This is a genomic window from Streptomyces sp. NPDC127068 (assembly GCF_042724695.1).
In the GTDB taxonomy this organism is placed as follows: Bacteria; Actinomycetota; Actinomycetes; order Streptomycetales; family Streptomycetaceae; genus Streptomyces.
In genome coordinates, this window is record NZ_JBHXEN010000021.1 from 41,294 (window position 1) to 55,266 (window position 13,973).

The following is a 13,973-nucleotide window of genomic DNA, read 5'->3' on the forward strand; positions in this document are numbered from 1 at the left end:
ACGCGACGGTCCGGACGCCCGGAGCGATCGGCTACCTGACTCGGTTCCCGCCCCCCGCGGGGGAAACACCCGCCGGCCTCCTAGCGCACCAGTTCCCCCCGGGCGCCCGGTTCCGCACCGCGCACGGGGAGCCCGACCGCCGGGACCGGGCTCCCCGAACCGCACCTGTGGCGGAGGTCAGTGACACACCCTCGCCTCGTGCGCGGCGTGCCCGCTGGGCTCCAACTGGAACGTGCAGTGCGCGACGTCGAAGTGGTCCCCGAGGCAGTGCTGGAGGTCGTGGAGCATCCTCTCGTGCCCCGTTCGATTCAGGACCTCCTCGCTGACCACCACGTGCGCCGAGAGCACGGGCATCCCGGAGGTGATCGTCCAAGCGTGCAGGTCGTGCACCTCCTCGACCCCTTCCAGCCCGAGGATGTGCGACCGGACCTCCTCCATGTCGACCCCCTTGGGCGCCGACTCCAGCAGCACGTTCAGGGTCTCGCGCAGCAGCTTCACCGTCCGCGGAATGATCATCAGGCCGATGACGAGCGAGGCGAGCGGGTCCGCGGCCTGCCAACCGGTGGACATGATGACCAGTGCGGAGATCACGACCGCGAGGGAGCCGAGGGCGTCCGACAGGACCTCCAGGAAGGCGCCCCGCACATTGAGGCTCTCCTTCTGGCCGCGCATCAGCAGTGACAGCGAGACGAGGTTCGCGACCAGGCCGATCAGGCCGAAGACGACCGTCAGCCCGCCCTCGGTCTCGGTCGGCGTGATGAACCGCTGGATCGCCTCGTAGAGCACGTAGCCGCCGACTCCGAGGAGCAGCAGACAGTTCGCGAGTGCCGCGAGGATCTCCGCCCGGGCGAACCCGAAGGTGCGGTTCACGCTCGGTGGACGGTTCGCGAAGTGGATCGCGAGCAGGGCCATGCCGAGCCCCACCGCGTCCGTGGCCATGTGGGCGGCGTCCGCGACGAGCGCCAGCGATCCGGTGACGACGCCGCCGATGATCTCCATCACCAGCACGGTCAACGTGATCGAGAGTGCGATCCGCAGCCGTCCTCTGTGTGCGGCTGCGGCCGTGCCGGTCAGGGGTGCGCCGTGGGTGTGCCCGTGATCGTGCCCTGCCCCCATGAAAACCATCCTTCGATGTGGTGGTCGGTGCCCTTTCCGCGTTTCAGTCAACTACGGGTGGGGGGTATCTGGCAACACGGCACTGAACACCGTTGTCATGTGCTCTGACCTGCGGAAACGAATCGCAGGTCAGAGCGTCGACAAGATCGAATGCAGGGGTGCAGGCCGGTCCGTGAAGCCCTCCGCCGATAGCTGCGCGACCCGTGCGCGACCCCTTGCGCCGCTTCCCCTCCGGCAGGCCGCGCGGCGGCGGTCGGGCACCCGTACATCGGGGGTGACGCAGGTGCGCCCGCGCCGCTGCACCCCGCCCCCGCACCGTCCGCCGCGGACCACTGGGGAGCCCCCCGCCTCCGGCGGTTTGTGATACCGCTCCTGATCAACAATGATGATCGCGGCGGTGCGGGGGCGGTGGACCGTGCTGATCGGGCCGTGAACGGGTGGTGAACACCCATGAGTACGCATCCGATAGCCTCTGCCGACATGCCGCCCGGCCGACCCCGGTCCCGGGGCGCGCCCTCACCTATGCACACGTCCGGCGCCAGTGGGCCGGAACCCAGGGAGTGAGTTCCTCTGTCGACCGCCATCCTCACCGGCCGGCCGGTCCCGGGATCGTCGCTCGAAGGCGATCTGCGGGACCTCGGCTTCGACGTGCGGGTCGCCGAGGAGGCGGCCGACGTCCCCGCGCTGCTCGCCGCCGCCCCCGCCGGGCAGCGGGTGGCGCTCGTGGACAGCCGCTTCGTGGGCCACCTCCACGCACTACGGCTCGCCCTCACGGACCCCCGCTTCCCCGTCGCCGCCGTCCCCGGCGCCGTCACCGCGCAGCCCGCCGCCCGGGACGCCCTCGACCGCGCGGTGCGCGAGAGCGCCGGCGGCGAGACGCACCCGACGGACGCCGAGGTCGCCACCGGGGGGCCGGGCACCGCCCTGACCTCCGAGCGCACCGCCCCCGACCGGGCCGCCGAACGCGTCGAGGCCGCGGGCACCCCGGTGCACCGGCCCGAACTCGGCACCCTCGTCGCCGTCGTCCCCGCCGACCCGCAGACCCGCAACGAGGCCCGCCAGGCCGTCGCCGCCGTCGACGACGAGGCCGTCCGGCTGCGGACCGCGGTGAAGTCCCGGGACGGGTTCGTCACCACCTACGCCATCAGCCCGTACTCGCGCTACCTGGCCCGCTGGTGCGCCCGCCGCGGACTGACCCCCAACCAGGTCACCACCGCGTCCCTGATCACCGCACTGATAGCCGCGGGCTGTGCCGCCACCGGTACCCGGGGCGGATTCGTCGCCGCCGGCGCCCTGTTGCTGTTCTCGTTCGTCCTCGACTGCGCCGACGGACAGCTCGCCCGCTACTCCCTCCAGTACTCCACGCTCGGAGCCTGGCTCGACGCCACCTTCGACCGGGCCAAGGAGTACGCCTACTACGCCGGACTGGCCCTCGGCGCCGCCCGCGGCGGCGACGACGTGTGGGCCCTCGCGCTCGGCGCCATGGTCCTCCAGACCTGCCGCCACGTCGTGGACTTCGCCTTCACCGAGGCCAACCACGACGCCACCGCGAACACCAGCCCCACCGCCGCCCTCTCCGACCGCCTCGACAGCGTGGGCTGGACAGTCTGGGTGCGCCGCATGATCGTGCTGCCGATCGGGGAGCGCTGGGCCCTGATCGCCATGCTCACCGCGGTCACCACCCCCCGGATTACCCTGGTCGTGCTGATCGTGGGCTGCGCGTTCGCCGCCTGCTACACCACCGCCGGGCGCGTCCTGCGCTCGCTGACCCGCAAGGCGGTCCGCAGCGACCGGGCCGCCCGGGCCCTGCACGAACTCGCCGACACCGCGGTCCTCGCCGAGGCCTTCGCCAAGGCGGCCACGGGCATCGCCCGACGGCTCCCGTCCTTCGCGCCGCCCGCCGTCGCGCTGCTCGGCGGCGCGGCCGTCGTGGCGAGCGCCGTCCTCACCGACTTCGGCGGCTGGCTGCCCGTCGTCGCCGCCTGCCTCTACGTGGTGACCTCCGGCCTCGCGGTCGCCCGCCCGCTGAAGGGCCCCCTCGACTGGCTGGTGCCGCCGCTGTTCCGCGCCGCCGAGTACGGGACGGTGCTGGCCCTGGCCGCCCAGTCGGGGGTGAACGGAGCGTTGCCCGCTGCTTTCGGGCTGGTGGCGGCCGTCGCCTACCATCACTACGACACGGTCTACCGCATTCGCGGTGGCACCGGCGCGCCGCCGAGCTGGCTGGTGCGCGCGATCGGGGGGCAGGAGGGCAGGGTCCTCCTGGTCGCCCTCGCCGCGGCCCTGCTCGGCAACACAGGTTTCACCGCCCTGCTCACGGCCGTCGCCGTGGCCGTGGCACTCGTGGTGCTCGCCGAGAGCATCCGCTTCTGGGTCTCCTCCGGAGCACCCGCCGTACACGATGAAGGAGAACCCGCATGATCGGCCTCGTGCTGGCGGCCGGCGCCGGACGGCGTCTGCGCCCCTACACCGACACCCTCCCCAAGGCCCTGGTGCCGGTGGGCCCCGAGGGAGCCGAGGACAGCATCACCGTCCTCGACCTCACCCTCGGCAACTTCGCCGAGATCGGACTCACCGAGGTCGCGATCATCGTCGGGTACCGCAAGGAGGCCGTGTACGAGCGCAAGGCGGCCCTGGAGGCGAAGTACGGCCTCAAGCTGACGCTCATCGACAACGACAAGGCCGAGGAGTGGAACAACGCCTACTCCCTGTGGTGCGGCCGTGACTCCATCGCCCACACGGTGATCCTCGCCAACGGCGACACCGTGCACCCCGTCTCGGTCGAGAAGACCCTGCTCGCCGCCCGCGGCGAGGGCAAGAAGATCATTCTCGCCCTCGACACGGTCAAGCAGCTCGCCGACGAGGAGATGAAGGTGGTCGTGGACCCCGCCAAGGGCGTCCAGAAGATCACCAAGCTGATGGACCCCGCCGAGGCGACGGGCGAGTACATCGGCGTCACCCTCATCGAGGGCGAGGCCGCCGCCGAGCTGGCCGACGCCCTGAAGACCACCTTCGAGCGGGACCCCGACCTCTACTACGAGGACGGCTACCAGGAGCTCGTCAACCGCGGCTTCAAGGTGGACGTCGCGCCCATCGGCGACGTCAAGTGGGTCGAGATCGACAACCACGACGACCTCGCCAAGGGGCGTGAGATCGCGTGCCAGTACTGACACGCCTGATCCCGTCGCCGCTCGTCGTCGACATCCGCGCGGGTGCCCTCGACGACCTCGTCGGGGTCCTCGCGGACCAGCGCATCTCCACGTCGGGCAAGCTCGCCGTCGCCATCAGCGGCGGATCGGGCGCCCGGCTGCGGGAGCGCCTGGAACCCGCACTGCCGGGAGCCGAGTGGTTCCCGGTCGACGGCGGCACGCTGGACGACGCGGTCAAGCTCGCCGACGCCATGAAGAAGGGCCGCTACGACGCCGTCGTCGGCCTCGGCGGCGGCAAGATCATCGACTGTGCCAAGTTCGCCGCCGCCCGGATCGGCCTGCCGCTGGTCGCGGTGGCGACGAACCTGGCGCACGACGGCCTGTGCTCCCCGGTCGCGACCCTGGACAACGACGCGGGCCGCGGCTCGTACGGGGTGCCGAACCCGATCGCGGTCGTCATCGACCTCGACGTGGTCCGTGAGGCTCCCGTGCGGTTCGTCCGCTCCGGCATCGGTGACGCCGTCTCCAACATCTCCTGCGTCGCCGACTGGGAGCTGGCCCACCGCGAGACCGGCGAGTCCATCGACGGCCTGGCCGCCGCCATCGCCCGGCAGGCCGGCGAGGCCGTGCTGCGCCACCCCGGCGGGGTCGGCGACGACGGGTTCCTCCAGGTGCTCGCCGAAGGGCTGGTCCTCACCGGCATCTCCATGTCGGTCGCGGGCGACTCCCGTCCCGCTTCCGGCGCCTGCCACGAGATCAACCACGCCTTCGACCTCCTCTTCCCCAAACGGGCCGCGAGCCACGGCGAGCAGGTCGGCCTGGGCGCCGCGTTCGCCATGCACCTGCGCGGCGCGCACGAGGAGTCCCGGCACATCGCCGAGGTGCTGCGCCGCCACGGGCTGCCCGTGGTGCCGGGGGACATCGGCTTCAGCGTGGACGAGTTCGTCCAGGCCGTGGCGTTCGCCCCGCAGACCCGGCCGGGTCGCTACACCATCCTCGAACACCTCGACCTGAACACCGACCAGATCAAGGACGCATACGCCGACTATGCCAAGGCCATCGGTAGCTGAACTCCGCCCGGTCGTGCACCCCGAAGGGGTCAAGGACCGGCGCAGCGGTGAGCACTGGGCGGGACGCCTGTACATGCGGGAGATCTCGCTGCGCTGCGACCCCTACCTGGTGAACACCAGGATCACGCCCAACCAGCTCACGTACCTGATGATCGTGGCGGGCGTCCTGGCGGGCGCGGCCCTGCTGGTGCCCGGTCTGACCGGGGCGCTGGTCGGGGCCGTCCTCATCCAGCTCTACCTGCTGTTGGACTGCGTCGACGGAGAGGTGGCCCGCTGGCGGGGCCAGACCTCCATCACGGGCGTCTACCTGGACCGCATCGGCCACTACCTCTCCGAGGCCGCGCTCCTCGTCGGCTTCGGCATCCGCGGCGCCGACGCGTTCGGCGACGGCGGTCCCGAGTGGCTGTGGGCCTTCCTGGGCACCCTGGCCGCGCTCGGCGCGATCCTGATCAAGGCCGAGACGGACCTGGTCGACGTGGCGCGGTCCCGCAGCGGTCTGCCGGCCGTCAAGGACGAGGCGGCCACGCCCCGCTCCTCGGGGCTCGCACTGGCCCGTCGGGCCGCCGCCGCCCTGAAGTTCCACCGACTGGTGGGCGGGGTCGAGGCGAGCCTGTTCATCCTGGTCGTGGCGATCCTCGACATGATCGGCGGGGACCTGTTCTGGACCCGGCTCGGCATCGCCGTGCTCGCGGGCATCGCCCTGCTCCAGACGCTGTTGCACCTGGTGTCCATCCTGGCCTCCAGCCGGCTGAAGTGAGGCCGCAGGTGGACAGCCCCCTCAAGGTCGGCGCGGTCGTCATCACCATGGGCAACCGCCCCGACGAGTTGCGCGCCCTCCTGAGGTCGGTGGCCGAGCAGGACGGCGATCCGATCGAGGTGGTCGTCGTCGGCAACGGTGCGCCGGTGCCGGAGGTGCCCGACGGGGTGCGCACGGTGGAACTGCCCGAGAACCTGGGCATCCCCGGCGGCCGCAACGTCGGCATCGAAGCGTTCGGTCCGTCGGGCGGCGACGTTGACGTGCTGCTGTTCCTCGACGACGACGGGCTGCTGCCCCGCTCCGACACCGCGGAACTGTGCCGCAGGGCGTTCGCCGAGGACCCCCGGCTCGGGATCGTGAGCTTCCGGATCGCGGACCCCGACACGGGGGTCACCCAGCGCCGGCACGTCCCGCGCCTGCGGGCCTCGGACCCGATGCGCTCCTCCCGCGTGACCACGTTCCTCGGTGGCGCGAGCGCGGTGCGCACCCGGGTCCTCGCGGAGGTCGGCCCGCTGCCGGGGGAGTTCTTCTACGCCCACGAGGAGACCGACCTCGCGTGGCGGGCCCTCGACGGCGGCTGGCTGATCGACTACCGCTCCGACATGGTTCTGCACCACCCCACGACCGCACCGTCGCGGCATGCGGTCTACCACCGGATGGTGGCCCGCAACCGGGTCTGGTTGGCCCGCCGCAACCTGCCCGCGCCCCTGGTTCCCCTGTACCTAGGGGTGTGGCTGTCGCTCACCCTCGCCCGCCGTCCCTCCGGGCCCGCCCTCAAGGCGTGGTTCGGCGGGTTCCGGGAGGGCTGGGGCGGACCGTGCGGTCCCCGGCGTCCGATGAAGTGGCGTACCGTGTGGCGACTGACCCGGCTGGGTCGTCCCCCGGTGATCTGACAAGCTCGGGTCTGAGAACATTCCGGCCGTGCTCTCACCCCCGGAGGGCAGCCGGCACTCGCCCGTGTCCGGCCAGGCAGCTCATCTCTTGAAGACGAAAGTTTCCACTTGTGAGTGAGACAACGCATGACGGCGGTGTCGCGGTGAGTGCGCCCCCGTCGCCCGATGACGGGCTCTCCCCGGCGGCACTGGCCGCCAAGCACGGACTGTCCGTGAGCGGTGCCCGCCCCGGACTCGCGGCGTACGTCCGCGAGCTCTGGGGGCGGCGCCACTTCATCCTGGCGTTCTCGCAGGCCAAACTCACCGCGCAGTACAGCCAGGCCAAACTGGGCCAGCTCTGGCAGGTGGTCACGCCGCTGCTGAACGCGCTGGTCTACTTCCTGATCTTCGGGATGATCCTGAAGGCGAGCCGGGGCATGGAGATGGATGTGTACATCCCCTTCCTGGTCACCGGGGTGTTCGTCTTCACCTTCACCCAGAGCTCCGTGATGGCCGGCGTCAGGGCCATCTCCGGCAACCTGGGCCTGGTCCGGGCGCTGCACTTCCCGCGCGCCTCGCTGCCGATCTCCTTCGCGCTCCAGCAGCTCCAGCAGCTGCTGTTCTCGATGCTCGTGGTGTTCGCCGTCGCCGTGGCGTGCGGCAGTTACCCCAGCCTGTCGTGGCTGCTGATCGTGCCGGCCCTGGTGCTCCAGTTCTTCTTCAACACCGGACTGGCCCTGATCATGGCCCGGCTCGGCAGCAAGACCCCGGACCTGGCGCAGCTGATGCCGTTCGTGATGCGGACGTGGATGTACGCCTCGGGCGTCATGTTCTCCATCCCGATCATGCTGAAGGACAAGCCCTCGTGGATCGCTGACGTCCTCCAGTGGAACCCGGCCGCGGTCTACATGGACCTGATGCGGTTCGCGGTCATCGACGGCTACGGCTCGGAGAACCTGCCGTCGCACGTGTGGGCCCTCGCGCTGGGCTGGGCGGTCCTGGTGGCCGTCGGTGGATTCGTGTACTTCTGGAAGTCCGAGGAGCGGTACGGCCGTGGCTGAGCAGAGCGGGGGCGCCCTGCGCCCCACCGTGATCGCGGACGAGTTGCACATCGTCTACCGGGTCAACGGTGCGAAGACCGGCAAGGGCAGCGCCACCTCGGCGCTCAGCCGCATCATCCGGCGCGGCGAGGAGCGCGGCGTGCGCAAGGTGCACGCGGTGCGCGGGGTGTCCTTCATCGCCTACCGCGGCGAGGCGATCGGCCTGATCGGCTCCAACGGTTCCGGCAAGTCGACCCTGCTGCGGGCGATCGCCGGGCTGCTGCCCGCCGAGCGCGGCAAGGTCTACACCGACGGCCAGCCCTCGCTGCTCGGGGTGAACGCGGCCCTGATGAACGACCTGACCGGTGAGCGCAACGTCATATTGGGCGGTCTCGCCATGGGCATGTCCCGTGAGCAGATCAGGTCGCGCTACCAGCAGATCGTGGACTTCTCGGGCATCAACGAGAAGGGCGACTTCATCACCCTCCCGATGCGTACCTACTCGTCGGGAATGGCGGCCCGCCTGCGGTTCTCCATCGCGGCGGCCAAGGACCACGACGTCCTGATGATCGACGAGGCGCTGGCCACCGGTGACCGCAGCTTCCAGAAGCGGTCCGAGGCCCGCATCCGGGAGCTGCGCAAGGAGGCCGGCACGGTGTTCCTGGTCAGCCACAACAACAAGTCCATCCGCGACACCTGTGACCGGGTGCTGTGGCTGGAGCGCGGTGAACTGCGGATGGACGGTCCGACGGCGGACGTCCTGAAGGAGTACGAGAAGTTCACCGGGAAGTAGCCGACTTCCCGTTCCGCGCCCCCGCCGCCCCCGCCGGGCGAACCCCTGGCACCACGAACGGACCCCGCCGGAGCCACCGGACGGGGTCCGTTCACGTGCCGGTCCAACTTCCCTGCCGCGGGGTGGCCCTGACGTTCCGTGGAAGTGCGCCCAGGTCGGAACCTGGGGAGCGGCCGGTTCGTTCCTCTGGAGTGCGGTAGCCCGGGCCGACGCTTCCACTCCGTACAACGTAAGCTGGACCGGTCCTGACTCACGGCAACCGGGGAGATCGCGGTCAACGCCCCCCGGCACCCCCGCTGCGAATCATGTGGGCGGTGTGTCCGAAAGAGGATGTTTTAGGTCGGTAGTGTAGAACGGAGATGTGACGGCAATGGCTACGGAGAGTCTCCGACTCCGCGACGCTTCCGCAGTCTCCTCACCGGGCGGCGCGCGGTGAAGGAAGCCGAGAGGACGCCCATGCACAGCACGTCCCGCCCCGGGCCCCCCGCGGCCCGCTCCGGCGCCCCGGCGCCCGCGCAGCGCCGCCCCGGTCCCGTCACCGACGCCACGGCACTGCACACCCTCGACAAGGCCGCGCACGAGAACTTCCCCGTCGCCCCCTTCTTCCTGCCGCGGGCCTGGCGGACCGACCTCATGGCGCTGTACGGGTACGCGCGCCTGGTGGACGACATCGGCGACGGAGACCTCGCGCCCGGCGGCGCGGACGCCCGCCACCTCGGCCTTTCCCCCGCCGACGCCGCGGACCGACTCGTCTTCCTCGACGCCTTCGAGGGCGATCTGCGCCGGGTCTTCGCCCCGGCCTCGGACGGCCCCCGCCACCCGTTGCTCCAGCAGCTCGTGCCCACGGTCCGCCGCCACCGCCTCGACCCCGAACCCTTCCTCGGGCTGATCGCCGCCAACCGACAGGACCAACTCGTCAGCCGCTACGCGACCCACGAGGACCTGCTCGCCTACTGCGAACTCTCCGCCAATCCGGTCGGCAGGCTCGTCCTCGCCGTCACCGGCACCTCCACCCCCGAGCGCGTCCGCCGCTCCGACGCCGTGTGCACCGGCCTCCAGATCGTCGAGCACCTCCAGGACGTCGCCGAGGACCTCGCCCGCGACCGGATCTACCTGCCCGCCGAGGACCTGGCGCGCTTCCGCGTCCGGGAGGACGACCTCGCCGCCCGCTCCGCCGGAGCCTCGGTACGCGCACTCGTCGCCTACGAAGCGGACCGGGCCCACTCCCTGCTGGCCGAGGGGACCGCCCTGGTGGGCAGCGTCCGCGGCCGGCTGAGGCTCCTCCTCGCCGGCTTCGTGGGGGGCGGCAGAGCGGCCGTCCACGCCCTCAAGGACGCCTCCTACGACGTGCTTCCCGGGCCGCCCAAGCCCACCAAGGTCCAACTCCTGCGCGAGGTGGGCGTCACACTGCGAGGAGAGGGGTGAACCAGGCCGTGGAGCAAGAGCCGCGCGTGTCCGCGCCGGTACTCGCCGCGTACAGCTACTGCGAGACCGTCACCGGGCAGCAGGCCCGCAACTTCGCCTACGGCATCCGGCTGCTGCCGACCGCCAGGCGCCGCGCCATGTCCGCGTTGTACGCGTTCTCGCGGCGCGTGGACGACATCGGCGACGGCCAGCTCGCCGCGGACGTCAAGCAACTCCGCCTGGAGGAGACGCGCGCCCTGCTGTCCCGCATCCGGGACGGCGCGGTCGACGAGGACGACACCGACCCGGTCGCCGTCGCCCTCAGCCACACCGCGAGCGCCTTCCCGATCCCCCTGGAAGCGCTGGACGAACTCATCGACGGCGTCCTCCTGGACGTCCACGGCGAGACCTACCAGTCCTGGGACGACCTCAAGGTCTACTGCCGCTGCGTGGCGGGCGGCATCGGACGCCTCTCCCTGGGGGTGTTCGGCACCGAGCCCGGTGCGCGCGACGTGGACCGCGCCCCCGAGTACGCCAACACCCTCGGCCTCGCCCTGCAACTCACCAACATCCTGCGGGACGTTCGTGAAGACGCCAGGAACGGCCGGGTGTACCTGCCGGCGGAGGACCTCGCCAAGTTCGGTTGTTCCGAGGGCTTCGACGGACCACGGCCCCCCGCCGGCGGCGACTTCACCGGCCTGATCCACTTCGAGGTGCGCCGCGCCCGTGCCCTCTTCGCCGAGGGCTACCAACTGCTGCCCCTGCTGGACCGCCGCAGCGGCGCCTGCGTCGCCGCCATGGCGGGCATCTACCGCCGTCTGCTCGACCGCATCGAGCGCGAGCCGGAGGCCGTCCTCCGCGGACGGGTCTCGCTGCCCGGCCACGAGAAGGCCTACGTCGCCGTGCGCGGGCTGTCCGGGCTCGACGCCCGACACGTCGCCCGACGGACCGTCAGGAGGCGCGGCTGATGCGGACGTCGACGGCGCCCGTTGCGCCCCGCCCGACCACCGGCGCCCCCTCCGCACCGGGCCGCGCAGGTCGGTCAACCCGCGCCGGCCGTGCCGCGTCCCTGACCACGACGGCGCCCGCCGACGCCCGGCGCGCGCCCAGGCCCGGGGCGTCCACCCGCCCGGGGCACCCGAACCGAGCACCCGGGGGACCCGCGTGAACGACACCGACCCGCGGCCCACCGACCCGGACCCGGACAGCGAACGCCCGGCCAGCGCCGTCGTCATCGGCGGCGGACTCGCCGGGGTCACCGCCGCACTCGCCCTCGCCGACGCCGGGGTCGGCGTCACCCTCCTGGAAGGGCGGCCCCGACTGGGCGGCCTCGCCTTCTCCTTCCAGCGCGGCGACCTCACCGTCGACAACGGCCAGCACGTCTACCTGCGGTGCTGCTCCGCCTACCGGTGGTTCCTCGACCGCATCGACGCGACGGCACTGGCCCCGCTCCAGGACCGGCTCACGGTCCCCGTCGTGGACGCCGCGACCCGGGTGCGGACCCGGTCGGGTGAGGGGCCGAAGCTGGGCACCCTGCGCCGCGCGGCCCTGCCCGTACCGCTGCACCTGGCGCAGTCCCTCGCCACCTACCCGCACCTCTCCCCGGGCGAACGCCTGGGCGCCGCCCGGGCGGCGCTCGCCCTCCGGACGCTCGACCCCGACGACCCCGCCCTGGACGAGCAGGACTTCGGCAGCTGGCTCGCCCGGCACGGCCAGTCCGCCCGCGCCGTCGAGGCACTGTGGGACCTGGTGGGCGTGGCCACCCTCAACGCCGTGGCGGCGGACGTCTCCCTCGCCCTGGCCGCCAAGGTCTTCAAGACCGGACTGCTCCAGGACCCCGGCGCCGCCGACATCGGCTGGGCCGCCGTCCCCCTGGGCGAACTGCACGACACCCTCGCCCGCAAGGCCCTCGACACCGCCGGGGTCCGCACCGAACTGCGCACCCGGGCCTCGGGCATCTCCCGCACCCCGGACGGGCGTTGGGCCGTGAAGGTCCAGGGCGCCACCATCGAGGCGGACACCGTCGTGCTCGCCGTGCCGCAGCGCGAGACCCACGAACTGCTGCCCACCGGATCGCTCGACGCCCCGGAGCGACTGCTCGCCCTCGGCACCTCGCCCATCCTCAACCTGCACGTCGTCTACGACCGCACGGTGCTGCGGCGCCCGTTCTTCGCGGCACTGGGCTCGCCCGTGCAGTGGGTGTTCGACCGCACCGAAGCCTCCGGGCTGGCCGACGGCCAGTACCTGGCGCTCTCCCAGTCCGCGGTCCACCACGAGATCGACGAACCGGTCGCCGCGCTGCGCGAGCGCTACCTCCCCGAACTCGAACGCCTGTTGCCCGCCACCCGGCGTGCTCAGGTGCGCGACTTCTTCGTCACCAGGGAGCGGACCGCCACCTTCGCGCCGGCGCCGGGCAGCGGCGCCCTGCGGCCCACCGCGCACACCCGGGCACCCGGTCTGTTCCTGGCCGGAGCATGGACCGCCACCGGCTGGCCCGCCACGATGGAGGGGGCGGTGCGCAGCGGTGTCAGCGCCGCCGACGCGGCACTCGGCGTCCTCGGCCGGTCGCGCGCCCATCTCTTCCGGGAGGCGGCATGACACTCGATCTCCGCGGGGCGGGTCCCCGCACCCCCGGCACCACCGCAACTAGAGGAGAGACTGTGCCCACTGTGCCCCCGGGCGAACCGTCCGCCGAGGCCGTGGACGTGGCCGCATTGTTGGAGCGAGGCAGAACCCTGGCGACCCCCGAGCTGAAGGCCGCCGTGGACCGGCTCGCCTCGCCCATGGACACGGTCGCCGCCTACCACTTCGGTTGGATCGACGCCCACGGCAACCCCGCCGACGGCGACGGCGGCAAGGCGGTGCGCCCGGCGCTCGCCCTGCTGTCCGCGGAAGCGGCCGGAGCCCCGGCCGAGACCGGTGTGCCCGGTGCCGTCGCCGTGGAGCTGGTGCACAACTTCTCCCTGCTCCACGACGACCTGATGGACGGCGACGAACAACGCCGCCACCGCGACACGGTGTGGAAGGTCCACGGCCCCGCCCAGGCCATCCTGGTGGGCGACGCCCTGTTCGCGCTCGCCGGCGAGGTGCTGCTGGAGATCGGCACCGTCGAGGCCGGCCGCGCCACCCGACGCCTCACCAGCGCCACCCGCGCCCTCATCGACGGCCAGGCCCAGGACATCTCGTACGAGCACCGCGAGCGGGTCACCGTGGCCGAGTGCCTGGAGATGGAGGGCAACAAGACCGGCGCCCTGCTGGCCTGCGCCTCGTCCATCGGCGCGGTGCTCGGCGGCGCCGACGACCGCACCGCCGACACCCTGGAGAAGTACGGCCACCACCTGGGGCTCGCCTTCCAGGCGGTCGACGACCTGCTCGGCATCTGGGGCGACCCGGAGGCCACCGGCAAGCAGACCTGGAGCGATCTGCGGCAGCGCAAGAAGTCCCTGCCGGTCGTCGCCGCCCTCGACGCCGGCGGCCCCGCCTCCGAGCGACTCGGCGAACTCCTCGCCGCCGACGCCAAGAGCAATGACTTCGACAGCTTCTCCGAGGAGGAGTTCGCCGCCCGCGCCGCGCTCATCGAGGAGGCCGGCGGCCGGGAGTGGACCGTCCAGGAGGCCCGCCGCCAGCACGCCATCGCCGTCGACGCCCTGAACTCCGTGGACATGCCCGACCCCGTCCGGGCGCGGTTCACCGCGCTCGCCGACTTCGTCGTCGTACGAAAGAGATGACCATCGACATCCGGAGCATATGACTCGCGGTCGCCGGCCGGTGCCCA

Annotated in this window: 12 protein-coding genes; 11 read left to right on the forward strand and 1 reads right to left on the reverse strand. The window is 72.1% G+C overall.

Annotated elements, in window-relative coordinates:
* Nucleotides 1–177: 177 nt before the first annotated feature.
* On the reverse strand, nucleotides 178–1,116 hold the full coding sequence (locus ACFWIA_RS15505) for a cation diffusion facilitator family transporter (protein WP_387004552.1): 939 nt from the start codon (nucleotides 1,114–1,116) through the stop codon (nucleotides 178–180).
* Nucleotides 1,117–1,686: 570 nt separating this feature from the next.
* Here ACFWIA_RS15505 and ACFWIA_RS15510 point away from each other — a divergent pair.
* The 11 genes from ACFWIA_RS15510 (at nucleotide 1,687) to ACFWIA_RS15560 (ending at nucleotide 13,926) form a co-directional block, all read left to right on the forward strand.
* Complete coding sequence (locus ACFWIA_RS15510) at nucleotides 1,687–3,534, forward strand: DUF5941 domain-containing protein (RefSeq protein ID WP_387004728.1); 1,848 nt, start codon at nucleotides 1,687–1,689, stop codon at nucleotides 3,532–3,534.
* Nucleotides 3,531–4,283 carry a sugar phosphate nucleotidyltransferase gene (locus ACFWIA_RS15515; protein ID WP_385761276.1) on the forward strand — a complete coding sequence of 251 codons (753 nt, stop codon included), beginning with the start codon at nucleotides 3,531–3,533 and terminating at the stop codon, nucleotides 4,281–4,283. The genes ACFWIA_RS15510 and ACFWIA_RS15515 overlap by 4 nt, the downstream gene beginning before the upstream one ends.
* Nucleotides 4,271–5,332 carry an iron-containing alcohol dehydrogenase family protein gene (locus ACFWIA_RS15520; protein ID WP_387004555.1) on the forward strand — a complete coding sequence of 354 codons (1,062 nt, stop codon included), beginning with the start codon at nucleotides 4,271–4,273 and terminating at the stop codon, nucleotides 5,330–5,332. Before ACFWIA_RS15515 ends, ACFWIA_RS15520 begins: the two co-directional genes overlap by 13 nt.
* Complete coding sequence (locus ACFWIA_RS15525; RefSeq protein ID WP_387004558.1) at nucleotides 5,310–6,089, forward strand: CDP-alcohol phosphatidyltransferase family protein; 780 nt, start codon at nucleotides 5,310–5,312, stop codon at nucleotides 6,087–6,089. Before ACFWIA_RS15520 ends, ACFWIA_RS15525 begins: the two co-directional genes overlap by 23 nt.
* A gap of 47 nt (nucleotides 6,090–6,136) precedes the next feature.
* Complete coding sequence (locus ACFWIA_RS15530) at nucleotides 6,137–6,982, forward strand: glycosyltransferase family 2 protein (protein WP_387004731.1); 846 nt, start codon at nucleotides 6,137–6,139, stop codon at nucleotides 6,980–6,982.
* A 110-nt stretch (nucleotides 6,983–7,092) separates the two neighbouring features.
* The gene (locus ACFWIA_RS15535; RefSeq protein WP_387004561.1) at nucleotides 7,093–8,022 is read left to right on the forward strand and encodes an ABC transporter permease; all 930 of its coding nucleotides are present in this window, start codon (nucleotides 7,093–7,095) and stop codon (nucleotides 8,020–8,022) included.
* Nucleotides 8,015–8,794 (forward strand): ABC transporter ATP-binding protein, encoded by a 780-nt coding sequence (locus tag ACFWIA_RS15540; protein WP_387004564.1) that lies wholly within the window; start codon nucleotides 8,015–8,017, stop codon nucleotides 8,792–8,794. The genes ACFWIA_RS15535 and ACFWIA_RS15540 overlap by 8 nt, the downstream gene beginning before the upstream one ends.
* Nucleotides 8,795–9,250: 456 nt before the next feature.
* Complete coding sequence (hpnC, locus tag ACFWIA_RS15545; RefSeq protein WP_387004566.1) at nucleotides 9,251–10,219, forward strand: squalene synthase HpnC; 969 nt, start codon at nucleotides 9,251–9,253, stop codon at nucleotides 10,217–10,219.
* Nucleotides 10,216–11,166, forward strand: coding sequence for a presqualene diphosphate synthase HpnD (gene hpnD, locus ACFWIA_RS15550; protein WP_387004569.1), 951 nt, complete (start codon nucleotides 10,216–10,218; stop codon nucleotides 11,164–11,166). The genes hpnC and hpnD overlap by 4 nt, the downstream gene beginning before the upstream one ends.
* A 196-nt stretch (nucleotides 11,167–11,362) precedes the next feature.
* Entirely contained in the window at nucleotides 11,363–12,796 is a 1,434-nt protein-coding gene (gene hpnE, locus ACFWIA_RS15555) for a hydroxysqualene dehydroxylase HpnE (protein WP_387004572.1), read from the forward strand.
* Nucleotides 12,793–13,926, forward strand: coding sequence for a polyprenyl synthetase family protein (locus ACFWIA_RS15560; protein ID WP_387004575.1), 1,134 nt, complete (start codon nucleotides 12,793–12,795; stop codon nucleotides 13,924–13,926). Before hpnE ends, ACFWIA_RS15560 begins: the two co-directional genes overlap by 4 nt.
* The last annotated feature ends 47 nt before the right edge of the window (nucleotides 13,927–13,973 follow it).

Bases quoted from the DNA above. Each gene is read 5' to 3' on its own strand.
- ACFWIA_RS15505 (WP_387004552.1), bottom strand. From the start codon at position 1,116: ATGGGGGCAGGGCACGATCACGGGCACACCCACGGCGCACCCCTGACC.
- ACFWIA_RS15515 (WP_385761276.1), top strand. From the start codon at position 3,531: ATGATCGGCCTCGTGCTGGCGGCCGGCGCCGGACGGCGTCTGCGCCCC.
- ACFWIA_RS15525 (WP_387004558.1), top strand. From the start codon at position 5,310: ATGCCAAGGCCATCGGTAGCTGAACTCCGCCCGGTCGTGCACCCCGAA.
- ACFWIA_RS15530 (WP_387004731.1), top strand. From the start codon at position 6,137: ATGGGCAACCGCCCCGACGAGTTGCGCGCCCTCCTGAGGTCGGTGGCC.
- hpnC (WP_387004566.1), top strand. From the start codon at position 9,251: ATGCACAGCACGTCCCGCCCCGGGCCCCCCGCGGCCCGCTCCGGCGCC.
- ACFWIA_RS15560 (WP_387004575.1), top strand. From the start codon at position 12,793: ATGACACTCGATCTCCGCGGGGCGGGTCCCCGCACCCCCGGCACCACC.